This window comes from Pseudomonas sp. ATCC 43928, assembly GCF_005938665.2.
In the GTDB taxonomy this organism is placed as follows: Bacteria; Pseudomonadota; Gammaproteobacteria; order Pseudomonadales; family Pseudomonadaceae; genus Aquipseudomonas.
Map to the genome: position 1 here is coordinate 3,862,973 of NZ_CP041753.1, position 23,053 is coordinate 3,886,025.

A 23,053-nucleotide genomic window follows, 5' to 3' on the forward strand; every position below is an offset into this window, starting at 1 on the left:
GGGACATTCAATGGACACACTCGACACTCAATTCCATCAACTGCACCAGAGCGGGCTGTTGATTCTGACCAACGTCGCCGATGCCACCGGGGCGCGACTGGTGGAGCAGCTGGGCAGCAAAGCCGTGGCCACCAGCAGCGCAGCGGTGGCCTGGGTGCATGGTTATCCGGATGGCAACACCTTGCCGCTTGAGCGGCTGGTTTCCACCGTCGAATCCATCGCCCGGGTCATCAGCGTGCCGTTGAGCGTGGACATTGAGGCGGGTTATTCCGATGACCTGGAGCGAGTTGCGCAAGTGGTCGACGCGGTGATCGCCGCCGGTGCCGTGGGGATCAATATCGAGGACGGTGCTGCCTCGCCCGACCTGCTGGCCCGCAAGATCGAAATCGCGCGCCAGGTTGCCAATCGCCGGGATGTGAAGCTGTTCATCAATGCCCGCACTGACGTGTACCTCAGGGGCCTGGTGCCGGCCGAAGATCGCGTCGCCGAGACGCTCAAACGCGCCGCGTTGTATCAGGCGGCCGGTGCCGACGGACTGTTCGCCGCTGGCGTCACGGCGGCGTACGAGATCGACGCCCTGTGCCACGGCACGACGCTGCCGCTTAACGTGCTCGGCTTCCCGGGCCTGCCTTCGCCTGAAGAACTGCAAGCCCTTGGCGTGCGCCGTTTGAGCGCCGGCTCGGGCATCGCCGAATTCCTCTACGGCGCCATGGCCGGCCTGGCCAAAAGCTTTCTGCAAACCGGCACGCTCGACAGCAGTCACCTCAAGGCCTTCACCTACAGCCAAGTGAACGCCCTGCTGGCCCCGACCGGCAAAGTTTGACCGCAAGCAATGGAGTGCGGCGCTGCGGGGAGACGACTAGTCTTCCCGCAGCCACCCGCCCCTCAGGATGCTCCATGCCCGACACCTATCAACTGGCCAGCGAATTTCTCTCGGCCCTCGATACCGACTGGCAGCGCCACATCAGCGCCATCGGCCCCTGCCTGCATCAACCCCATGCGGCGCGCGATCCTTATGAGTCGCTGGTGCGGGCGATTGCCTATCAGCAACTGCATGCAAAGGCTGGCGATGCGATTGTCGGCCGGCTGCTGGCGTTGTTTCCCGCGAGCACCTTCCCCAGACCCGAGCAGATCCTGGCGACCGACTTCGAGCAGATGCGCGGTTGCGGCTTTTCCGCCAGCAAGATCGCAACCATTCAGGGCATCGCCCAGGCGGCTCTGGACGGCGTGGTGCCGGACTACGCCACGGCGCTGGCGATGGACGATGAAGCATTGATCGAGCGTTTGATCACCTTGCGCGGAGTGGGCCGCTGGACCGTGGAAATGCTGCTGATCTACAGCCTGGAGCGCCCGGACGTTTTGCCGGCCGATGACTTTGGAGTGCGAGAGGGTTATCGCCGGTTGAAGGGGCTGGAACAACAGCCGAGTCGCAAGCAGATGATTGATATCGGGCTGGCATGGAGCCCTTATCGGACGGTGGCGTCGTGGTATTTGTGGCGGGTGCCTAACCGGTAGACGGCGCTATCGTTCATCGCGGGCAAGCCTGGCGGCTACAGAGTGCTTAGAGCAACAGCCGCGAAAAATCGCAACACTGCAACGCCAGTTGCGCGACATCCTGGTTCAGACCGAATTGACGATCGGTGCGGTGCAACGCGGCGTAGCGAATCCGTGGCAGGCCCGGCGTCGTCACCAAGGCGCGCAATGCGCCTCGTTCGATCAAGTGTGACAGGCAAGCCTTGGGCAAATAACTCACGCCAACTCCGGACAAGGTCAATCCGACCTGCACCAGCAAGTTATGGCTGGTGATGGTTTTAGGCATCTGCACGTTGTGGGAGGCCATCCAGCGCTCGTAGATCAAGCCAGTCCCGGACTGCGAACCCTGGGTCAGCACCGTGCAACCGGCCAGGCGCTCGATACTCACCGGATCCGGGTCGGTAATCAGATCTGGTGCGCACATCCAGGCGTTTTCGACGGACTTCAGTGGGGTGCTGACGAACCGCGCATCGTTGTAGACATCCGGGACGATGACCAGATCGAGTTGATCGTTTTCCAGTTTGCGAAACAGTTCGCTACTCAGTTCCACCGAAGGCTCGATTTGCACCTTGGGGTAAGCCTGCCGCAGCGACTCGACCAGCGCCGGCAACCAGGTCAACGCCGTCAGTTCGGTGACCCCGAGGCGAAACCTGCGCACCAATACTTCACGGGCGCTGACCCGCTCCAGCAAATAGTCACGGCGTTCCAGCAAATCCTTGGCGTAATCCAGCAGTTCGCCGCCCTTCTCGGTCAGCCGTGCGTTGCGCTTGCTGCGGTCGAAAATCTCCACGTCGAAGGTTTCTTCCAGCTCCTGGATACGTTTGGAAATCGCCGACTGAGACATGTTCAGCTTGTTCGCTGCCGCTTCGAAGCTGCCCAACTCGGCAATCCAGAACAACGCGTCAATCTGCTTAAAGGTGATCATTGCAAACACCACATGAAAAAAAGCGATACTACCGCATAATAAAATATCGCTAAAACTGTTTGTTTATCACTCCTAAGATCGAGCCACAGCCCTGATCGGCTGCTAACTCATTCTTCAGGAGATCAGCCATGTCCTTGCCCGGTTCACGCATTCTTCCCAACCCACCGCTGGCCGCTGCCGAAGTGCTCGAAGCGTTCGCCAATGTGGTCACGCCGCACATCAGCGACAACCTCGGCCGGCACATTGGTGCTCGCGGCCTGACCCGCTACAACCGCAGCGGCAAATTGGTCGGCACCGCCCTGACCGTCAAAACCCGTCCGGGCGACAACCTGCTGATCTACAAGGCCATGAGCATGCTGCAACCCGGCCATGTGTTGGTGGTGGACGCCCAGGGCGATACCAACAACGCGGTGATCGGCGAACTGGTCAAGCTCTACGCCCAGCAGCGTGGCTGCGTCGGTTTCGTGATTGACGGCGCGATTCGCGATGTCGCCAGTTTCGACGATACCCCCTGCTACGCCCGCGGCGTCGTGCACTGCGGCCCTTACAAGAGCGGTCCGGGCGAGATCAACGTACCGGTGTCGATTGGCGGCATGCTGGTTCAACCGGGCGATTTGCTGGTCGGCGACGAAGACGGCCTGGTGGCGTTTTCCCAGGCCGATGCTGCCGAAGTACTGCGTCGCGCGGCACAACATGCGGCCCACGAAGAACAAGTCAAAGCCGAAATCGCCACCGGTGCCCTGCGCCAGAGCTGGATGGACAAGGTCTTGCAGCAGGCCGGCCTGGCCGATTAAGGGGAACACAATGAGCACTTCATTCTTGTCTGATCGGGTGCTGGGCATTCAGCCTTCGCCGAGCATCGCCGCCAACGCACTGGTGACCGAGTTGCGCGCCCAGGGTCGGGACATCGTCAACTTCACCATGGGCGAACCGGATTTCGACACCCCGGCACATATCCTCGACGCCGCCAGCACCGCGATGCACAGCGGTGACACGCACTACACGGCCACCCACGGCACACTCGCCTTGCGAAAAGCGATCTGCCTCAAGCTTGAGCGCGATAACGGTCTGAATTACGGGCTCGACGAAGTGGTTACCGGCTGCGGCGGCAAGCACATCATCTACCACGCCCTGGCCGCAACACTGAACCTGGGCGATGAAGTGATCGTGCACACGCCGTACTGGGTGTCTTACCCGGACATCGCCCGGTTGAACGACGCCACTCCAGTCATCATTCCCGGCGATGAATCCAACGGTTTCAAGCTCTCGCCAGCGGCGCTGGAGCAGGCAATCACCCCGCGCAGCAAATGGGTGATCCTCAACACGCCGAACAACCCGAGTGGCGCGGTCTACAGCGAAACCGAGCTGTTGGCACTGGCAGACGTCCTGCGTCGGCATCCTCACGTATTGATCATGGCCGACGAAATCTACGAGCAGTTCGTTTATGGCGACGCCCGGCATGTGTCGCTGACCCTGCTCGCCCCAGACCTGAAACCGCGCACGCTGATCGTCAACGGCGCGTCCAAGGGTTACGCCATGACCGGTTGGCGTCTTGGGTTTGGCGCAGGTCCGGCGTGGTTGATCGGTGCCATCGGCAAACTGCTGTCGCAGACCACCACGTGTCCGAGTTCGGTCAGCCAGGCGGCAGCGGTCGCGGCTTTCGCCGGAGATCAGGCACCGATTGCGGGCATGCGCGAGGTTTACCAACAACGCCGTGACCGCATGCTCGAACTGTTGCAACCGATCAACGGCCTGAGCTTCACCCCACCGGACGGGGCGTTCTATGTGTTCGCCAACGTCAGCGGGTTGATGGGCAAAACCACCACCAGCGGCGAGCGCATCGACAGCGATACGCAACTGGTTGCCTACCTGCTCAGGGAGCACGGCCTGGCCACGGTCAGCGGCGCGGCATACGGCATGTCGCCGTATATCCGCCTGTCATTCGCCAGTTCGCTGGACGTGATCGAAGAAGGTTGCCGTCGACTTGAACAAGCGTGCCAACGCTTGCGCTGACGGCTGATCGCAACACCCGACAGCCATCGGACGGCTGCTCATTGACTGCCTAGAACAACACTCATAATCACGTCATCAAATGAGGCATCCCCCATGCACAAGCCCCGTATCGCGCTGGTCTGGCAAATCATGATCGGCCTGCTCGCCGGCATTGCCATCGGCGCCCTGCTGCACAGCTTTCCCGAGTCTCGTCCATGGCTGGTGAACAACCTGCTGCAACCGGCCGGCGACATTTTCATCAAGCTGATGAAGATGATCGTCGTACCCATTGTGTTTTCCTGCATGGTGGTCGGCATTGCCGGTCATGGCGACGGCAAATCCCTGGGCCGCATCGGGGTCAAGTCGCTGACGTATTTCTTCAGCATCACCACCCTGGCAATCATCGTCGGACTGGTAATCGGCAACCTGTTAAAACCCGGTGCCGGCACTGATCTGGCGAGCCTCAAGGCGGCCGCCGTTACCCTGCCGACCAGCAGCGCAGCCGGAGGGCACAGCCTGGGGCAAATCATCGTCGGCATTATTCCGGACAACGTCATCAACGCGATGGCCCAAGGCAGTCTGCTGTCGGTGCTGTTCTTCGCCGTGATGTTCGGCCTCGGCGTTTCGAAGCTTGGCAACGAACGCAAGGAGCCGTTGATCGCGTTGCTGCGCGGTGTCTCGGAAGCGATGTTCAAGGTCACATCGATGATCATGGCCTACTCGCCGATCGGTGTGTTCGGGATGATTGCCGTGACCGTGGCAAACTTCGGTTTCAGCTCTTTGCTGCCACTGGCCAAGCTGATCATGGTCAGCTACGTGGCGATCGCGTTCTTCGTGCTGGTGGTGCTCAACCTGGTGGCGCGACTGTGCGGGATCAACCTGTTCGCGCTGATGCGCCACATCAAGGATGAACTGGTCCTGGCCTTCTCCAGCGCCAGCTCGGCGGCGGTGATGCCGCAACTGATGAAGAAACTCGAGACCTATGGCGTGCCGCCGTCGCTGGTCAGTTTCGTGGTGCCGGTGGGTTATTCCTTCAACCTTGACGGTGCGTCGCTGTTTCTCGGTATCGGCACCTTGTTCGTCGCCCAGTTGTACGGCATCGACCTGAGCCTGGGCGATCAGGCGTTGCTGGTGGTGACCATGGTCCTGACGTCCAAAGGGGCTGCCGGCGTGCCGGGGTTCATGTTCGTGATTCTCTCGGCCACCCTGGCCAGTGCCGGATTACCGCTGGAAGGCATCGCGTTCATTGCCGGGGTTTATCGGTTGATGGAGATGCCGACCACCGCCCTGAATGTGCTTGGCAATGCACTGGCGCCACTGGTGATCGCCAAGTGGGAGGGTCGCGAGGCTCATTGCCTGAGGGTGCCGCAGGGGCAGTGCTCGTAGCGCAGACCGCGTCATCGTTCTTCGCGAGCAAGCCCGCTTGTGTCTTGCCCGCGAAGGCGCCTGAACGGCCACCATAAATTCAACTGTCCAGAAACGCTTACGGTCTAGTCTGTCTTGAGTCATCCCAACCCCATCGGAGGCCCCCATGCAGCTCGAAGGCTCCTGCCATTGCGGCGCGGTGTCGTTCAGCCTGACCAGCGCCCACCCCTACCCTTATCAGCGTTGCTACTGCTCCATCTGTCGCAAGACCCAGGGCGGTGGCGGTTATGCGATCAACCTGGCGGGCGACGCCCAGAGCCTCAAGGTGCGTGGTCGCAAGCACATCTCGATTTACCATGCGCGGCTCAAGGACGAAGGCGATAAGCGCGCCCGGCGCAGCACCGCCGAGCGGCATTTCTGTTCCCTGTGCGGCTCGGGATTATGGCTGTTCAGCCTTGAATGGCCGGAGCTGATTCACCCGTTTGCCTCGGCCATCGACACCCCGTTGCCGGTGCCGCCCGAGCACACGCACCTGATGCTCGGCTCCAAGGCGCCGTGGGTGGAAGTCGAGGTGCATCCGGGGGACCAGCAATTCGAGGTGTACCCGGTAGAATCCATTGCCCAGTGGCATGAACGCCTGGGTTTGAGCCGCTAATCCAAATGCGCCCAGGTCATGCGAAACGACGCCCCGCCCCACGGAGAATCCGCCACTTCCACTTGCCCGCCATGGGATTGAGACACCCGCCGCACCAGCGCCAGGCCCAGGCCGAAACCACCGGTGCGGCGGTCGCGGCTGGCATCGAGGCGCGAGAACGGTTCGAAGATTTTCTCCCGCCCGTCCAGCGGCACGCCCGGCCCATCATCGTTGACCTGCACCTCGTAGTGATCACCGGTGCGCACCAACGACACTTCCACCCGCTGGTCGGCATAACGAATGGCGTTGCGCAGCAAATTGATCACTGCCCGGGCCATGAAGCGCGGTTCGATACGAATTTCGTCAACCTGACATTCGACAATCAGCAGTTGCACCCCGGCGGCTTCAGCCTCCAGCGTCACGCTGCCCACCACGCTGTCTAGCCAATGGCTGGCCTGAATGTTCTCCCGGGTAATCACCGTGGCGCCGCGTTCAAGGCTGGCGTACGTCAGCAACTCGGAAACCATTTCTTCCAGCTCGCCAAGGTCGGCGTACATGTCGGCGATCAACTCGCGGCTCTGGGTTGGGTCGGGCTGTTGCTTGAGTTGGTCGAGTTCGAACGACAACCGCGCGATGGGTGTGCGCAGCTCATGGGACACCGCGTTGGTCAGCTCGCGCTGGTTGGCGATCAGTCCCTCGATGCGCGCGGCCATCAGGTTGAAGTGTTCGGCCAGGTCACGAATGTTCGAGCGCTTGGACAACTGGATACGCGCCGACAGGTCGTTATCGCCAAAGCGTTCGGCGGCCAGGCGCAGTGTCTCCAGATCGCGCCAGTGCGGGCGCACCCAGAAAAACAACACAAAACCGATCATCACCGCGATCATCAGATAGGCCGCGGCAATGTAGAACGGCATCAGACTCGGCTCGGCCGGCAGCTTGATGCTGAGCAGCTGCGAACCGTCGTCAATGCGCGAGATGAACTGCGTGTATTTGTCGCGCATCACCAGCAGGCCCTGGGCCAACTCGGCTTGTTCCTGACCGGTCAGAGACAATTGATCGGTCTCGACCAGAGCCAGGCCCAAACCGTAGTGAGGGCGTATGGCTTCCAACTGTCGCTCCCGGGCCGGACTGTCCAGGCCGCGCAATTGCTCGACCAGCGACCAGGCCTGACCACGCACCGCCTCTTGGTTGTAGCTGCGCATCTGACCATCGAGCAGCGCATCGAACGTGCGCTCGACGGTTTGCAGCCCCAGTACCAGGCCAACCGTCATCACCAGAAACAGTCCCAAAAATAACCGCAGCATCTACAGCTCCCACGCAAACGGATTGAACAGATAGCCCTTGCCCCACACGGTCTTGATGCACACCGGTTCGCGCGGGTTGTCCTTGAGCTTGCCGCGCAGTTTGCTGATGTACACGTCGACGCTGCGGTTGAGGCCGTCGAAGGCGATACCGCGCATGCGGTTGAGGATGTCGTCGCGGGACAGCGTCTTGCCGGCAGCGCTGGCCAGCAACCACAGCAGTTCGAATTCCATGGTGGTGAGCTCGATGCCCTCGCCCGCCAGGCGCACTTCGCGGCAATTGCGATCGATGCTCAGATGGCCGAATTCCAGTGAGCTGCACACACTGCTGTCCGGCATCTGACGGCGTTGCAAGGCACGCAGACGAGCGAGCAGCACGGGGGGCTTGATGGGTTTGATCACGTAGTCGTCGGCACCGGATTCCAGGCCGAGTATGTGATCGAGGTCGTCTTCCTTGGCGGTGAGAATGACGATGGGTGTGTCGGATACGCTGCGGATTTCGCGGCACACGTGCAGGCCGCTCTGGCCCGGCAACATCAGGTCGAGTACGACGATTTTCGGTTTGAATTCAAGGAAAGCGGCTACCGCGAGGTCTCCACGGTGTACCTCGCGGACTTCAAAACCGTGTTGGGACAGGAAATGCGCAATCAGCCCGGCGAGCTTCTCGTCGTCTTCCACCAGCAATACTTTGCCAAAACCCAGACTCTCCATGATGACCGTCTGCCAACCCTTGAATGAAATGGCCGGCATTATGGCGCCAATCGGTGAAGGGACGGTTATCGCAGACAGCAAAAACCGGCCACGAGAGCCGGTTTTTGGCGATGTTTCATTCTTTTAAGAGTTTTTTACAATTATTGAAGATGACACGTTGTCACGCCGCGACCGGCACACCACTGTGAAACCTGAACTCCACATCCGGCGACTCGATCAACGCCTGTTCGGCGTCGCGCACCTTGTCGATCACCTGGGCGATGTCCTTGGCGTCACCGTATTGATAGGCCAGTTTCAGATACCCCTGGAAATGCCGGGCCTCGCTTTTCAGCAGGCCGAAATAGAACTTGCCCAGCTCCTCATCCAGATGCGGCACCAACGCCTCGAAACGCTCGCAACTGCGGGCTTCGATGAACGCGCCGACCACCAGCGTATCCACCAGCTTCACCGGCTCGTGGCTGCGCACCACTTTGCGCAGCCCCGAGGCGTAACGCCCGGCGGACAGCTGGCGCAGTTCAATCTTGCGCCTTTTCATCAGGCGCATGACCTGCTCGTGGTGCACCAGCTCTTCCCGGGCCAGACGCGACATCAGGTTGATCAGATCGACGTGGGAGTGATACTTGGCAATCAGGCTCAACGCCGTGCTGGCCGCCTTGAATTCGCAGTTTTTGTGGTCGATCAGCAGCGTTTCCTGATCGGCCAGCGCGGCCTGGACCCAACCGTCGGGCGTGCGGCAGCCGAGGAACTCGTGAATTTCGGGAAGGATCATGGGGCTCACGGATAAAAGGTTCAAAACGAAGGGCGCCGATTATACCGGCCTGCCGACAGACCACCAGTCGCCACCGTTGATATGCATCAAGTCGCGAATGCCCGACCAGCAACTATAGTTGTCCAACGCAGTGTTTTTACCTTCCTGGAGATCCCGATCATGCAAGCCATTCGCAGCATTCTGGTGGTCATCGAACCCGAACACTCGGAAAGCCTGGCGCTCAAACGGGCCAAATTGATCGCTGGCGTGACCCAGGCTCATCTGCACCTGCTGGTCTGCGATAAAAAGCATGATCACAGCGCGATGCTCGGCGTGCTCAAGGCGGCTCTGCTGGCGGACGGGTACAACGTCACCACCGAGCAAGCCTGGAACGAAAGCCTGCACGACACCATTATCGATGTGCAGCAGGCTGAAGGTTGTGGGCTGGTGGTCAAGCAGCATTATCCCGACAGCCCACTGAAAAAGGCCCTGCTGACTCCGGCGGACTGGAAACTGCTGCGCTACTGCCCGACTCCGGTGCTGCTGGTGAAAACCGCCAAACCCTGGACCGGTGGAGTGATCCTGGCGGCCATCGATGTCGGCAACATGGACGGCGAACACCGCACCTTGCATGCCAGCATCATCGATCATGGCTACGACATTGCCAGCCTGGCCAAAGCCCATCTGCACGTAATCAGCGCCCATCCGTCGCCGATGCTGTCGGCGGCCGACCCGACGATGCAGCTCAAGGAAACCATCGAGGCCCGTTACCGCGAGCAGTGCCAGGCGTTCCAGGCCGAGTTCGACATCGACGACGACCACCTGCACATCGAGGAAGGCCCGGCGGATGTATTGATTCCATTCATGGCCCATAAGCTGGGGGCCTCCGTGACGGTGATCGGCACGGTGGCGCGGACCGGGTTGTCCGGGGCGTTGATCGGCAATACGGCGGAAGTGGTGCTCGATGCGCTGGAAAGCGATGTGCTGGTGCTCAAGCCGGACGAGATCATGGATCATCTGGAAGAGATCGTGACCCGGCATTGAGCAAGATCTTTTGCCTTCAAAGGCTATCCGCCAAAGGCGTCCTTCAGAAACCCCGGCGCAATGTAGCGCTGGTAATGCGCTTCCGAGAGCAGGAAAAATTCCCGATCAATGGCATCGCGCAATTCCGGCAGGTTCCAGTCGCGGAACTCCGGCAGCAGCACCATTCCGTAGGCTTCCAGATTATTGATGACCCGCGCGCCCCGGGCGATCAACTGATAAGCCCAGCAATACTCCGACTGATGCGGCACAAAGCGGATCTTGCGCTGTTCCAGCTGCATTCTCAGCAGCGCGGGATCGAAAATTTCTACCTTGGCAGCCATCACCTGCGACAACAGCTGCTCAAGCCGCAACCACACCGCGCGTTTTTCTTCCTCGTTGTAACCGTTCCAGTGGATCACTTCGTGATGGAAACGCTTGCAGCCACGGCACACCAAATCACCGTAAACAGTGGAGCAGAGGCCGACGCAGGGGGTCTTGATGGTCTGATTGGGCATAGGTAGACAAAACACGGGAAAGCAGAACAGGTCGGCATGTTAGCCCTTTGTCTAACATTCATCACCCCTCAAAGTTTTGGACCTAACTTACCTTTCAAATTTTTTTGCCGTAGAATCAGCCAGCCTTTTAAGGCGCCAATGTCCGTTAAGAAGCTGTTTTCAAAGCGTCACGAGCACAGTCGTTCCTTCAGAGCGGTGTTGGCGAAGGGTTTTTCCAGCGGGGAAAAGCCCAACGCCAACCCTCATCAGCTCCCCGTTCTGCAGGCGTAAAACTTTGAAAGCAGCTTCTGTAAGGAATTGCCGGTAATTCTGGCTAAGCGGCCCACAACGCCACGCAGCGCATGAGTACGGTAATTTCGGGATGAGCGTCCCGGACACCCATTTGGGACCACTGATGAGGGTAATAACTGTGCTTGAAGCCTACCGCAAACATATCGAAGAGCGCGCAGCACTGGGTATCGTTCCCCAGCCGCTTAACGCCGAACAAACTGCAGGCCTGGTCGAGCTGCTGAAGAATCCCCCGGCTGGCGAAGAAGCTTTCCTCGTTGACCTGATCACCAATCGCGTTCCGCCAGGAGTGGACGAAGCCGCCTATGTAAAGGCCGGTTTCCTGTCTGCCCTCGCCAAGGGCGAAGCCAAATCCCCTCTGATCGACAAGAAGCGCGCTGTTGAACTGCTCGGCACCATGCAGGGCGGCTACAACATCGTGACCCTGGTAAACCTGCTGGACGACGCCGAACTGGCGCCAGTGGCTGCCGAAGAACTCAAGCACACCCTGCTGATGTTCGATGCCTTCCACGACGTGGCTGAAAAAGCCAAGAACGGCAACGTTCACGCCAAGGCCGTGCTGCAGTCCTGGGCTGACGGCGAGTGGTTCAAGAAGCGCCCGGTGCTGGCCGACAAGATCAGCCTGCGCGTCTTCAAGGTGACCGGCGAAACCAACACCGACGACCTGTCCCCTGCTCCAGACGCCTGGTCGCGTCCAGACATCCCGCTGCACGCCCTGGCCATGCTGAAAATGGCCCGTGACGGCATCGTTCCGGACGAGCAAGGCAAGACCGGCCCGATGAAGCAGATCGAAGAAATGCGCGGCCAGGGTTTCCCTATCGCCTACGTCGGTGACGTGGTCGGTACCGGTTCCTCGCGTAAATCCGCTACCAACTCGGTACTGTGGTTCTTCGGCGACGACATTCCTTACGTGCCTAACAAGCGCGCTGGCGGTTTCTGCTTCGGCAGCAAAATCGCTCCGATCTTCTACAACACCATGGAAGATGCCGGCGCACTGCCAATCGAGTTCGACGTTTCCAACATGAACATGGGCGATGTGATCGACCTGTACCCGCATGCTGGCAAAGTCACCAAGCACAACAGCGACGAAGTCCTGACCACCTTCGAAATGAAGACCCCGGTTCTGCTGGACGAAGTCCGCGCCGGCGGCCGTATTCCGCTGATCATCGGCCGTGGCCTGACCGAGAAGGCTCGCGCCGAACTGGGTCTGCCACCGTTCGACCTGTTCAAGAAGCCTGAAGCACCGGCCGAAAGCACCAAGGGCTTCACCCTGGCGCAGAAAATGGTCGGCAAGGCTTGCGGCCTGGCAGAAGGCAAAGGCGTTCGTCCTGGCACCTACTGCGAACCGAAGATGACCACCGTGGGTTCCCAGGACACCACCGGTCCTATGACCCGTGACGAACTGAAAGACCTGGCGTGCCTGGGCTTCTCCGCTGATCTGGTGATGCAGTCCTTCTGCCACACCGCGGCTTATCCAAAGCCGATCGACGTGACCACCCACCACACCCTGCCTGACTTCATCATGACCCGCGGCGGCGTTTCCCTGCGTCCGGGCGACGGCATCATCCACTCGTGGCTGAACCGCATGCTGCTGCCAGACACCGTGGGTACCGGTGGCGACTCGCACACCCGTTTCCCGATGGGCATCTCGTTCCCGGCCGGTTCCGGTCTGGTCGCGTTCGCCGCAGCCACCGGCGTCATGCCGCTGGACATGCCGGAATCGATCCTGGTGCGCTTCAAAGGCAAAATGAAACCTGGCATCACCCTGCGTGACCTGGTTCATGCCATTCCTTACTTCGCCATCCAGAATGGCTTGCTGACCGTCGAGAAGAAAGGCAAGAAAAACGCCTTCTCCGGCCGCATCCTGGAAATCGAAGGCCTGGAAGGCCTGACGCTGGAACAGGCTTTCGAGCTGTCCGACGCGTCGGCCGAACGTTCGGCTGCCGGTTGCACCATCAAGCTGTCGAAAGAGTCGATCACCGAGTACCTGCAATCCAACATCACCCTGCTGCGCTGGATGATCGGCGAAGGCTACGGCGATGCACGTACCCTGGAGCGTCGCGCTCAAGCGATGGAAGCCTGGATCGCCAACCCGCAACTGATGGAAGCCGATGCCGACGCCGAATACGCCGAAGTCATCGAAATCGATCTGGCGGACATCAATGAGCCTGTGCTCTGCGCACCAAACGATCCGGACGACGCCCGTCTGCTCTCCAGCGTTGCTGGCGAGAAGATCGACGAAGTGTTCATCGGTTCGTGCATGACCAACATCGGTCACTTCCGCGCTGCCGGCAAGTTGCTGGAACAGGTCAAAGGTCAGCTGCCAACCCGTCTGTGGCTGTCGCCGCCCACCAAAATGGACGCTCACCAGCTGACCGAAGAAGGCTACTACGGCATCTACGGCAAGGCCGGCGCACGCATGGAAATGCCGGGCTGCTCGCTGTGCATGGGTAACCAGGCACGTGTAGAGCCGAACTCCACCGTGGTGTCGACGTCGACCCGTAACTTCCCGAACCGTCTGGGTGACGGCGCGAACGTCTACCTGGCTTCGGCCGAGCTGGCGTCCGTTGCGTCCATCCTGGGTCGCCTGCCGACCGTCGAGGAGTACATGGAATACGCTGGCAAGATCGACAGCATGGCGGCCGACGTTTACCGCTACCTGTCCTTCGACCAGATCGCCGAGTTCCGTGAAGCTGCTGCGAACGCCAACATCCCGGTCGTTCAAGCCTAACGCTACAAAGCCATGAAAAACGCCGCCCATCGTGAGATGAGCGGCGTTTTTTTATGCCTGACGCCGATTACCCAGCTATCTTTGCCTGATGTCGGCACCAGGACGGCGTGCCACGAGGCCCCACGGGCCTTATCTCAAGGAGGAGTCATGCGGGTCATCCTGATCGCCATCGGTTCGCCCGGTGACGTTTTCCCCTTCATTGGCCTGGCCAATGCACTGAACCTGCGCGGTCATCGCGCGACCTTGTGCAGCCTGCCGGCGTTCAAAGCCACCGTCGAACAGTACGGGCTGGAATTCGAGCCGTTAGGCCAGCAAACCTGCGACGACACGCCCCGCCCGCGAGACTCGAAAAGCGCTTTGGCAGAGCAGTGGAACGCAGTCTCGCACCTGCTCGAACCGACCTATGACTACATCGCAGCGCGGCGCCATGAGGATATCGTGGTGGTGGGCTCGTTTTGGGCGTTGGGCGCACGTGTGGCCCAGGAGACGTTCGGCATTGCCTACCTTTCGGTACAGATTTCACCGTTCTTGCGCGAGGTCCATCGGCTGGCGCTGGACCAGCTCTGTGCGCCATCACTTAACGCCTTGCGCGCCAGAAAGGGCCTGAGCGGGACGGTTCAACACGTTATGAGCCAATGGATGCATTCGCCGGACGGCGTGATCAGCTTCTGCCCCGAGTGGTTCGCACCGCAGCAAGCTTCTGCGCCGGCCACGCTGTGCAAGGCCTGTGAAAAAGCCGTTGCGGCTATCGAGCATTGCCGCCAGCGAACCAAAGGTCGTCTGGCCGGGCATTCGAAGGGGGCGATCAACCGGGGCAGCTCCGATTGATCGCCCGCTGTTTCAGGCGCTGAGCGAGTAGATCAACGCCGAAATGGCCACCAGGCCCACCAGCGTCACGAAGACGTTGGAGGCTTGGCCACGGTAACGCGCCATCGCCGGTACTTTGCGGATCGCGTACATCGGCATCAGGAACAGAATCGCCGCGATGACCGGGCCACCGAGGGTTTCGATCATGCCGAGAATGCTCGGGTTCAGGGTCGCGACGACCCAGCAGACCACCAGCATGAACGCTGCGGTCATGCGGTCCAGGGTCTTCGGCGCCGGGCGTTTGCCGCTCTTGACGATCAAGCCCTTCAAGCCTTCGCTGGCGCCGATGTAGTGGCCCAGGAATGACTTGGAAATGGCCACGAAGGCAATCAACGGCGCCGCGAAGGCGATGGTCGGGTTGCTGAAGTGGTTGGCCAGGTACGACAGGATCGACAGGTTCTGTGCCTTGGCTTCCGCCAGTTGCGCCGGCGACAGGGTCAGCACGCAGCTGAAGACGAAGAACAGCACCATCACCACCATCAAGAGGTGGGCGCGGGACAGGATCTGCGAACTGCGCTCTTGGGCATGCGTGCCGTGGCGACGTTTCTGGTCCACCGCGAACGCCGAAATGATCGGCGAATGGTTGAACGAGAACACCATCACCGGAATCGCCAGCCACAGGGTGTGCAGCAGCGCCGACGACTCAGGCAGCGTGGACGCGGTGCTGAGGATGCCGCCATTCCAGTGAGGAATCAGGAACACCGCCAGGAACAGCAGCGCGACGATGAACGGATACACCATCAGGCTCATGGCCTTGACGATCACCTGCTCACCGCAACGCACCACCGCCAGCAGGCCGAGAATCAGCACGAACGACAGCACGGCGCGCGGTGGCGGCATGATGTGCAGCTGATGTTCGAGGAAACTGCCCACGGTGTTGGTCAGGGCCACGCTGTAGATCAGCAGGATCGGGAAGATCGCGAAGAAATACAACAAGGTGATCAGCGCACCGGCCTTAATGCCGAAATGTTCTTCCACCACTTCGGTGATGTCTGCACCTTCACGACCGGACAGCACAAAGCGGGTCAGGCCACGGTGCGCGTAAAACGTCATGGGGAACGCCAGCAATGCCAGGATCAGCAACGGCCAAAAGCCGCCCAGCCCCGCGTTGATGGGTAAAAACAGGGTACCGGCCCCGATTGCCGTGCCAAACAGGCCCAGCATCCAGGTGGTGTCATGGCGATTCCAGCTTTCGAGGCTCGCTGGTGTCGCCGCTACATAGCGTTCGTCGACGCTATTGGCCTGATCATTCATCCGGTCGGATCTCCGCTTTCCGGTCACTTGCCACTCGGTCAGGACGCGTCGGAAAAAACCGACAGACATGCTCCGGCCGAAACAGGGGCGGGATTCTCCGCGATAAACGAGCAGAAGCAAAGGCTTAGCTGAGCAATGGTTGTGCGGAGCAGATCAAAGGCCTGTCGCTTTTAGAAAAATAATTGTCGGCAGCGGGTATGCGATGTGTCGTTTTCTGACACGCTTTAGTAAACCCTAATGTACGGTGTGCCTGACGAACCGCAGCGCCTGACTTTACGACTGCTGCGCAGCCGAACGCAGGCTCGACAGCTGCTGCGGCAATTTCATCGCGGACAAATCCTCTCCACCTGCCGCGCACTGATCTAGTGTTGTATCTAAGAAGCTCGCCGGTATCGCCAACGCCTGCACAGGTGCTTGCCAACCAATAGCCTATGATCTCGGACCATTGCCAATCTGCTCTGGAGTCAGCAATCTGACGCGACGTTCGAGCCCCACACTCCGCTGCCCACAGGAGCCCAGCATGACCGCAACCGTTCTGGTACTGGTTGAAACCATCAATGAATACCTGCCGATTCTCGAACATCAGGGGTTTCATTTGATCCTGGCCCCAACCCCGGCCGAGCGCGCTGCCGCCATTGCCCGGCAGGGCAGCCAGATCGATGCGGTGCTGACGCGTGGCCCGTTGGGCCTGTATGCCAATGAAATCGCCGCCCTGCCCAACCTCAAGATCATCTGCGTGATCGGCGCCGGTTACGAACACGTCGACCTGCAGGCCGCCGTCAACCGGGGCATCACTGTCACCAATGGCGCCGGCGTCAATGCCTCCTCCGTTGCCGATCACGCCATGGCGTTGCTGCTGGCACTGGTTCGTGACATCCCTCGGGCAGATGCTGCCGTCCGTCGGGGCGAGTGGCCGAAGATCATGCGTCCTTCGCTGGCCGGCAAACACATAGGCATCCTCGGCCTCGGTGCCGTTGGCCTCGCTATCGCCAAACGTGCCGCCAACGGCTTCGATATGAGAGTGAGTTACCACAACCGCCAGCATCGCAGCGATGTGCCGTACAGCTATTGCTCGACGCCTACCGAGCTGGCACGCCAATCAGACTTTCTGATAGTTGCCACCCCGGGCGGGATCGGCACCCAACACCTGATCAACCGGCAAGTGCTCGACGCCCTGGGGCCCAACGGATTCCTCGTCAACATCGCCCGAGCCAGCGTGGTCGTCACGGCGGACCTGATCACCGCGCTCGAACAGCGGCGGATCGCCGGTGCCGCGCTGGATGTCTTCGACCACGAACCCCAGGTACCGGACGCCCTCAAGGGGTTGGCCAACGTGATTCTGACTCCGCATGTCGCCGGATTGTCCCCGGAGGCCACCCAAGGCACCGTCGAACTGGCCGGCAAAAACCTGACGGCGTTTTTTTCCGGTCAACCGGTACTGACGCCCATTGCGTTACCGCCACCGTCGACAACCACCCGGCTCAATCACTAAAGAACGCCCAACAGTGTCCAGAGTCGTCGGGATTCGGCATCGGCGCTGATCAGTTCGCCCAGCAGCTCGCTCAGGGGCTTGTTGCCCCACTCCACACCCCGCTTGATCAGATAGGGCACCGGGCTGTGGGGTTCGGTGCGCGCCAGGTACTCGGCGATCAGCAGCAATTGCCGGTACGCCTCTTCACGATTCGCCGGTTCGCTGAACACCTGGGGCACTGCAAGGACTTCAGGCGCGGCGGTCGGGCTGGGGCTCGATGCAGCCACCACTGGCGTTTCGACCGGAGGCGCCGGGGTCGGTTTTCGTGGATGCATGGCGATAAACTCCTGAACCAGGGTCAACAACGCGTCGATCACGTCCTGCAGCGCCTTGAAGCCTGGGGCCTGATTCCCGAGAAAAGCGTCGCTCCACACCTCCAGGCGCTGCAAGTGCTGCTGACTGAGCAGCAGACTGCCCTGGCTGCGCAACCAGAATGACAACGGTGTGGCACGAATCTGTTCGGTGATTTTTTTCTGTTCGTTGCGCGCGTTCTCGGCCGAGGTCTTGGCCGCTTTACTGTCGCTGCCCTGCACCTGTTGCAACTGCAACCGGCGCCAGGCGTCCAGACAGAAACCGTCGAATTCGTGGTTGTGCGGTTCGAACAACGGCACTCGGGTCAGCAACACTTCAGCGTAGCGTCGAGCCAACCATTCCAGCGGTATCACTCGCCACGACAGGTCGCCATCCTCAGCCTGTGGGTGCAGGTGTTCGGGATAGCGTTCGCACAACCCGGCCACCAGCGCCAGGCTGCCCGGCAACCCATCGAGCCCGTCCTGATGCAGCCAGGCCTCCCCCAGCCAGGCGCTGAGCATCAAATCCTTGCTGCGCTCGAGCAGCAGGCTCGTGGCCAGTTTTTCCAGCTCCGGCCACTGGGCGCGCTTGATCGACGACTGCCACACCCCTGTCGGCAAACTGGTGTCATCCTCGCGGCGCAGTTCGCGCAACCGGTCGAACTCGGGTTCATAACGCAAATCCTGACCACAAGGCGCCTCCTTGCTGATCGGTTCGAGCAGTTGCGCAATCAGTTCCGGCAACGGTGTTGATGGTTGATTCACAGGCCCTCCTCCTCATGGGATTCAATCGCCGCGGTCGAGCGCGTCACCAGGAACGGTGAACGCGGAGCCCGGGTCGGCAAGGGCTGGATGGACAACGGCAATTTCGAGCCCTGGGTCATCAACGACAGGCGCACAAACATCAGGGTTTGCTCCGCTGCGCTGGCCTGCGTGGTCACGGGCAGGCGCAAGGTCAACGGAAAATCCGTGTAGTCCAGGTTCGGCTGGCGCTGCACCGACACGTGCGAACGCATCAAGCGCAACAGCGACCATGGACCGCTGTACTCCCAACCCGCTTCCAGATCACGCACCACCAGGCTCGGCTGTAACGGATCGTTGGCCGGACGCTGATAGCCATTTCTGGCCCAACGCAAGGTCAGCCGGACTGGTTGGCCGACCATCCAGCGAAGGTTCTGCTGAGCCTCGCCGGGATAGCTGATTTGTTGATTCCCGGCATTCAAGCCCCAGGCAATCACCTGGTCGGCACCGCGCTCTTCCTCCCGATCGGTACGCCAGCGCACATCCATCTCCACCCCCAGCACGCCGCTCTTGTCGCGCACGAACATCGGCCCCAGCCAGGTGCTGGCTTGCTTCAGGCGATTGAGAAAGTCCTCGGCGGCCAGGCGTTCCGGGGTCTGGCTCAGAGCCAATCCGGCCTGCGCCACCGGCAAACGCTTGTCGATCAGCTCCAGCAAATGCTGGACCCGGGCCGGGTCGGCGTCGCTGGCCTGCAAGCCATTGGCAAACGGAAAGCGCTCTGCCAGGTACTGGTTGAAATAATTGGCCAGCTCATTCCAGGCCGCCGCAGCCTGCTGCTGTTGCAGGAACTGGCAGCGTTGCATGGCGGTTTGTTGCAGATCCATGGCGCGCAATGCCAACGTTCCGCGCCCGCCGGACAGGTTGGCGGTTTGCAGGATCTGGCCACAGGACGCGACGTCCATTTCGATGAAGTCGCGGCTCACCAACTGCTCGATCTGCGCTGGCGAACTGGCGGGGTTCTGTTCTTTGTATTTGAGCAGTTCATCGTTGAGCGCACTGAACTGCGTCACCCGTTCGTAATCCAGCGCCGAGAGGTTCTGTTGCTGGACTTTCAGCCATTCCAGCGCCGAAGTGCGGCGTTCGGTGATGCCGAGCATGGTGTTGAACTGCTGCTTGAGGCTCAGTTTCAGATCCTGAACGTCATTGGCACCGTACAGTTGCAGGCCGAAGTTTTTCGAGCCGTCCCACTGGCTGATTTCGGTGCGCCCGCTGAACAGCGGCTGGGCGACGATTTCATCGAGGCCACTGACGATGTCGGCCAGGGCGCGGCGGTTCAAAGCGGTTTGCAAACGCGTGGCCAGATCGCTGCGGCGCACTTCGACAAAAGCCTTTTGCAAGGCAATCGCCTGAGAGGCCTGCACATTGAAGACACCACTTTGGACCTGCGCATTGTGCTCGCGCAGGCTCGACAACATGGCCTTGACCACCGCGCCTTCGGCCGCTTGCAGCAACGCGCCGCGATACGCCGGGGGGATGCGCGGCAGCTCTTCGGCGGCATAACTCTTGTAACTGGCGAAGTAGTTCAGCGCACTGTCGAGGTCGTCGCCATCAACACCGCGCCCCTGTCCATCCGGGACGTCGGACTGATCCGCCTGCAAGGCGATGGCGACGAAATCACGCTTGAACAGTGCCTGCACCGCGTTGTTCAACTGCACCACATGCTCCTGCAAGACCAGTTGCCCGCTGCCTTGCTGAATCAGCAAATTGTCCCTGGCCCCGGCCTGGGTGATCCACTGGTCACGAAAGCTCTGCTGCAACTTCGACGCCTGTTGATCCAGTTGCTGTTCGACCTGCGGACCAAGCAATGTGCTTTGGCGCACCTTGTCCATCATCGCCCGGTAACCGGGCACCAGATCCTGTCCCTTGCCCCGGCTCCACGCCGAGTTGGTCAAGCCGACCAGCGCTTGCAGGTCGTCGATCAACGCCCGCAGATCTTCCAGCTCGGTGAGGGAATTGCCGCTGCCGACCTCCAGCCGCTCCAGGTGCAAACGTAGATAACCGGCCTGACGGACAAAGTTGTCAGCGAGAAAATACTGGTCCAGCCAGCGCTCCATGAGCCCGAGGAAGTTCTCCTCGATCTGCGCGCGCTCGACGGTCAGGTCAAGTGGTTTCAACTCACTGTTGTCGACATCCAGCAGCGCCCGGTTGTAAAAACCGGCGCGGTGCAACGTGCCAGCGTTGAGGTTCAGCGACAGGGCGTTGTTGCTCAGCAACACCAGGTCTTCGAGCGGCGCCTTGGTGTTGTTCAGCGCCTGACTGAACCACTGGTTCTGCTGCTCCAGACTCACCGCACGCTCGACCAGCTCCGTGGCCTTGACGTAGTTTTGCCATTGGGCCGGGTCTTCGCTTTCGACGTTGCCCCGTCGTTCGGTGTTGCGAATGGTCTTGAGTTGCGCCAGATCCGCGCTCAACAGATCGCGCAGCGGCAACAACAAGTGACTTTGTGCGGTCAGGCGCAATTCGTTCTCCAACTGCGCATCCAGCGAGGAGAACCAGGAGGTCGGAAACACCACCGAGGTGAAGCGCCAGCGCTGCGCCTTCTCCAGCACCCGCCAGAAACCCTGGACGTTGCGCCGGGTCGCCTCCAGCCGATGAGATTCATCCGTGACCGCCACGTAATTTTTCTGCGCCCCTTGCATCAGGCGCGACAACTCATGGGCATCCTTTTCCGAGTCCTGCCACACCCACAGCATGCCAGCGCCCCAGAGCAGCGCGACCACCAGCGCCACCCCACCGGTCACGCGCTGCCAGCGCTGACGCAGGCGTAACAGACGCGGCACCACCTGAGCCAGACCGCGCTCGGCGACCACCCGCCGCTGCCACAGTTGCCGGGCGAAAGCGCTCTGCTGCAAGCCGGTGTCGTAGGCCGAAAACCCGTCGGCGCTGTCATCCGAGGGCTGGCTGGCGGTGAAATAAACCCCGCGAAAACGCGGTGCTTCGCCTTGCGCATTACCCTGGAAAACCGGTTCCAGCAAGGATTGCAGATTGCGCCGCAAGGCTTCGAAGCGCTCCGGCAAGCCGTACAGATCGACGCTCAATTGCCCGGACAAGGCGCCGATTTCGATGATCGATTCCGCCAGGGCCCGGTTGACCTGATCCAGCGCCTGATCGCTCCATTGCGCCTGCCACACCGCATCGGGCCCGTGGGGCGAGGACCAGCCGAGCGTACGTTCGCGAGCCTCGACCGGCAGCGCGCTAATCAACTCCTGAAAACCCGGCAACTCTTCCATGCCGGTAACGACCACGTACACCGGCAGACTCAAACCGAAGCGCTGCAATAGATCGATAAAACGTCGACGCGCCGCCAGGCCGAGGGCCGCCGCCTGCTCGGCATTGCCCAGCCGACTGATCGGCACCGTCCAGATCACGCCGTCCAGCGGACGCTGACTGCGCAAGCGCAGGATCAAACCCAGCAAGCGCCACCAGCCACCCCGTTGCAGGTGCATGCTTTCATCCGGCAAAAACAGCGCCTGGGGCACCACCAATACGGCACCTTCGGGGTCCGACCACCAGCGACCGAACCAGCCCGGTTTGTCGGTGGGCTGCAAGCGCCACTGGGTGCACAACTGCGTGCCCTGAGTCTCGTTGCCGAGCATCAGCAGCCAGGGAATCTGGTAGCGATCCCGGGTGCCCTGCTCCTGCTCCATCTGCCGCACCGCCAGGTAAAAACTGCGGATCGCCGCGCCGCTTTGCGTGCGCAACCACCAGACCGCCACGGCGACAATCGCCAGCACCAACAGCACGACGATGATCAGGCCGATAATCCCCAGCGTGCTCATGAGTCTTGCTCCGAGGTGGCCACCGAATCGGTCAGTTGCAAGACCGGTTCGAGCTCCTGGCGAATGTCACGCCAGAACATCTGCCCCAACCCGGTCAGCAGCAGGACCACGGCAAGAATTCCCAACCACAGGCGAAAGCCATCGGGCAACGAAAGACGCACCGGCAATTGCAGCGGCGTCACCGCCGAAGGTTGTTCGAGCCGGGCGCTGACATCGGCATAATCCGCCTCGTGCTGCCAGGCAAAGGTGAACAGCGCCAGGCGCCATTTTTCATGCTGGGCCTGATTCTGTTCACCCCGCAGACGCCCCTGAAAGCCCAGCACCAGGCACTGCAAATAGACATTGGCCAGATCGCGAGTGGTAGGGATTTGCTCATCCAGCAGTTCCTTGATCGCCAACGGTATCCGCTCGCCGGCCTGACGACTGGAGTACATCCGCGATTCCAGGGGTTTATCCTGCCAGGCCGACTGGCCCGGCCACGGCGTGAACAGCAAGGTTTCATCGACCAGCGCGACAAAGGCATAAACCAGCGCTTTGACTTGTTCGGTGGCGGCATCACCGACTTTGGCAAAAGCCGTTCGCCAGAGTCGCTGGGAGATTTGCGTGGAGAGTTCGACCACCGCTTCCACCAGCGCTTCGTCTTCGCTGTCCTTGGGCAACTGGCTCCAGTCCTGGGACCATTGCTGCCAGGCCTGGCGAAAAGCACTGCTCAGCGGCGCTTCGTTGAGGCCTCGTGTACCTGTCCCGGCATTCCCCTCAGACATA

19 protein-coding genes are annotated in these 23,053 nt (G+C 60.8%); 10 read left to right on the forward strand and 9 right to left on the reverse strand.

The window, feature by feature from the left end; translation table 11 throughout:
- The first annotated feature begins 10 nt into the window (after nucleotides 1-10).
- Both FFH90_RS17535 and FFH90_RS17540 read left to right on the forward strand, forming a co-directional pair.
- A complete protein-coding gene (locus FFH90_RS17535) occupies nucleotides 11-823 on the forward strand; it encodes an isocitrate lyase/phosphoenolpyruvate mutase family protein (protein WP_018929642.1) in 813 nt (270 codons plus the stop codon).
- 74 nt (nucleotides 824-897) lie between these two features.
- Entirely contained in the window at nucleotides 898-1,515 is a 618-nt protein-coding gene (locus tag FFH90_RS17540; protein WP_138867729.1) for a DNA-3-methyladenine glycosylase, read from the forward strand.
- A 46-nt stretch (nucleotides 1,516-1,561) separates the two neighbouring features.
- On the opposite strand, the gene FFH90_RS17545 is transcribed toward FFH90_RS17540, so the two are convergent.
- Nucleotides 1,562-2,458, reverse strand: coding sequence for a LysR family transcriptional regulator (locus FFH90_RS17545; protein WP_138867730.1), 897 nt, complete (start codon nucleotides 2,456-2,458; stop codon nucleotides 1,562-1,564).
- A 128-nt stretch (nucleotides 2,459-2,586) separates the two neighbouring features.
- Between FFH90_RS17545 and FFH90_RS17550 the strand changes: the two genes are divergently transcribed.
- The 4 genes from FFH90_RS17550 to FFH90_RS17565 all read left to right on the forward strand — a co-directional run bounded on the left by FFH90_RS17550 (nucleotide 2,587) and on the right by FFH90_RS17565 (nucleotide 6,470).
- Nucleotides 2,587-3,252 carry an RraA family protein gene (locus FFH90_RS17550; RefSeq protein WP_018929645.1) on the forward strand — a complete coding sequence of 222 codons (666 nt, stop codon included), beginning with the start codon at nucleotides 2,587-2,589 and terminating at the stop codon, nucleotides 3,250-3,252.
- Nucleotides 3,253-3,262: 10 nt separating this feature from the next.
- Nucleotides 3,263-4,471 (forward strand): pyridoxal phosphate-dependent aminotransferase, encoded by a 1,209-nt coding sequence (locus tag FFH90_RS17555; RefSeq protein WP_138867731.1) that lies wholly within the window; start codon nucleotides 3,263-3,265, stop codon nucleotides 4,469-4,471.
- Nucleotides 4,472-4,564: 93 nt separating this feature from the next.
- The gene (locus FFH90_RS17560; protein ID WP_018929647.1) at nucleotides 4,565-5,836 is read left to right on the forward strand and encodes a cation:dicarboxylate symporter family transporter; all 1,272 of its coding nucleotides are present in this window, start codon (nucleotides 4,565-4,567) and stop codon (nucleotides 5,834-5,836) included.
- Nucleotides 5,837-5,981: 145 nt separating this feature from the next.
- Nucleotides 5,982-6,470: a GFA family protein gene (locus FFH90_RS17565; protein WP_138867732.1), complete on the forward strand. Its 489-nt coding sequence runs from the start codon at nucleotides 5,982-5,984 to the stop codon at nucleotides 6,468-6,470.
- On the opposite strand, the gene FFH90_RS17570 is transcribed toward FFH90_RS17565, so the two are convergent.
- The 3 genes from FFH90_RS17570 to FFH90_RS17580 form a co-directional block, all read right to left on the reverse strand.
- Nucleotides 6,467-7,753, reverse strand: a complete 1,287-nt coding sequence (locus FFH90_RS17570) for an ATP-binding protein (protein ID WP_138867733.1) — start codon at nucleotides 7,751-7,753, stop codon at nucleotides 6,467-6,469. The two genes, FFH90_RS17565 and FFH90_RS17570, sit on opposite strands and share 4 nt — an antisense overlap.
- Entirely contained in the window at nucleotides 7,754-8,461 is a 708-nt protein-coding gene (locus FFH90_RS17575; RefSeq protein ID WP_138867980.1) for a winged helix-turn-helix domain-containing protein, read from the reverse strand.
- Nucleotides 8,462-8,621: 160 nt separating this feature from the next.
- Nucleotides 8,622-9,230, reverse strand: a complete 609-nt coding sequence (locus FFH90_RS17580; protein WP_018929651.1) for a tRNA-(ms[2]io[6]A)-hydroxylase — start codon at nucleotides 9,228-9,230, stop codon at nucleotides 8,622-8,624.
- Between the two features lie 159 nt (nucleotides 9,231-9,389).
- Between FFH90_RS17580 and FFH90_RS17585 the strand changes: the two genes are divergently transcribed.
- Nucleotides 9,390-10,253, forward strand: a complete 864-nt coding sequence (locus FFH90_RS17585; RefSeq protein ID WP_064618244.1) for a universal stress protein — start codon at nucleotides 9,390-9,392, stop codon at nucleotides 10,251-10,253.
- Between the two features lie 23 nt (nucleotides 10,254-10,276).
- Here FFH90_RS17585 and FFH90_RS17590 read toward each other — a convergent pair whose 3' ends face one another.
- Complete coding sequence (locus FFH90_RS17590; RefSeq protein WP_007937731.1) at nucleotides 10,277-10,747, reverse strand: DUF1289 domain-containing protein; 471 nt, start codon at nucleotides 10,745-10,747, stop codon at nucleotides 10,277-10,279.
- 409 nt (nucleotides 10,748-11,156) lie between these two features.
- On the opposite strand from FFH90_RS17590, the gene acnB reads away from it, so the two are divergent.
- Together acnB and FFH90_RS17600 are read left to right on the forward strand one after the other, a co-directional pair.
- Entirely contained in the window at nucleotides 11,157-13,766 is a 2,610-nt protein-coding gene (gene acnB, locus FFH90_RS17595; protein WP_018929654.1) for a bifunctional aconitate hydratase 2/2-methylisocitrate dehydratase, read from the forward strand.
- 147 nt (nucleotides 13,767-13,913) lie between these two features.
- Complete coding sequence (locus tag FFH90_RS17600; protein ID WP_158538457.1) at nucleotides 13,914-14,594, forward strand: glycosyltransferase; 681 nt, start codon at nucleotides 13,914-13,916, stop codon at nucleotides 14,592-14,594.
- 12 nt (nucleotides 14,595-14,606) lie between these two features.
- On the opposite strand, the gene FFH90_RS17605 is transcribed toward FFH90_RS17600, so the two are convergent.
- A complete protein-coding gene (locus FFH90_RS17605) occupies nucleotides 14,607-15,887 on the reverse strand; it encodes a serine/threonine transporter (protein ID WP_138867735.1) in 1,281 nt (426 codons plus the stop codon).
- Between the two features lie 520 nt (nucleotides 15,888-16,407).
- Here FFH90_RS17605 and FFH90_RS17610 point away from each other — a divergent pair.
- Nucleotides 16,408-17,379, forward strand: coding sequence for a 2-hydroxyacid dehydrogenase (locus tag FFH90_RS17610; RefSeq protein ID WP_018929656.1), 972 nt, complete (start codon nucleotides 16,408-16,410; stop codon nucleotides 17,377-17,379).
- On the opposite strand, the gene tssA is transcribed toward FFH90_RS17610, so the two are convergent.
- From tssA to FFH90_RS17625, 3 genes are read right to left on the reverse strand one after another with little or no spacing between them, the layout of a single operon-like run.
- The gene (gene tssA, locus FFH90_RS17615) at nucleotides 17,376-18,473 is read right to left on the reverse strand and encodes a type VI secretion system protein TssA (RefSeq protein WP_018929657.1); all 1,098 of its coding nucleotides are present in this window, start codon (nucleotides 18,471-18,473) and stop codon (nucleotides 17,376-17,378) included. The genes FFH90_RS17610 and tssA overlap by 4 nt on opposite strands.
- Nucleotides 18,470-22,288 (reverse strand): type VI secretion protein IcmF/TssM N-terminal domain-containing protein, encoded by a 3,819-nt coding sequence (locus FFH90_RS17620; RefSeq protein ID WP_138867736.1) that lies wholly within the window; start codon nucleotides 22,286-22,288, stop codon nucleotides 18,470-18,472. The genes tssA and FFH90_RS17620 overlap by 4 nt, the downstream gene beginning before the upstream one ends.
- Nucleotides 22,285-23,052: a DotU family type IV/VI secretion system protein gene (locus tag FFH90_RS17625; protein WP_138867737.1), complete on the reverse strand. Its 768-nt coding sequence runs from the start codon at nucleotides 23,050-23,052 to the stop codon at nucleotides 22,285-22,287. Before FFH90_RS17625 ends, FFH90_RS17620 begins: the two co-directional genes overlap by 4 nt.
- Nucleotide 23,053 lies beyond the last annotated feature (1 nt).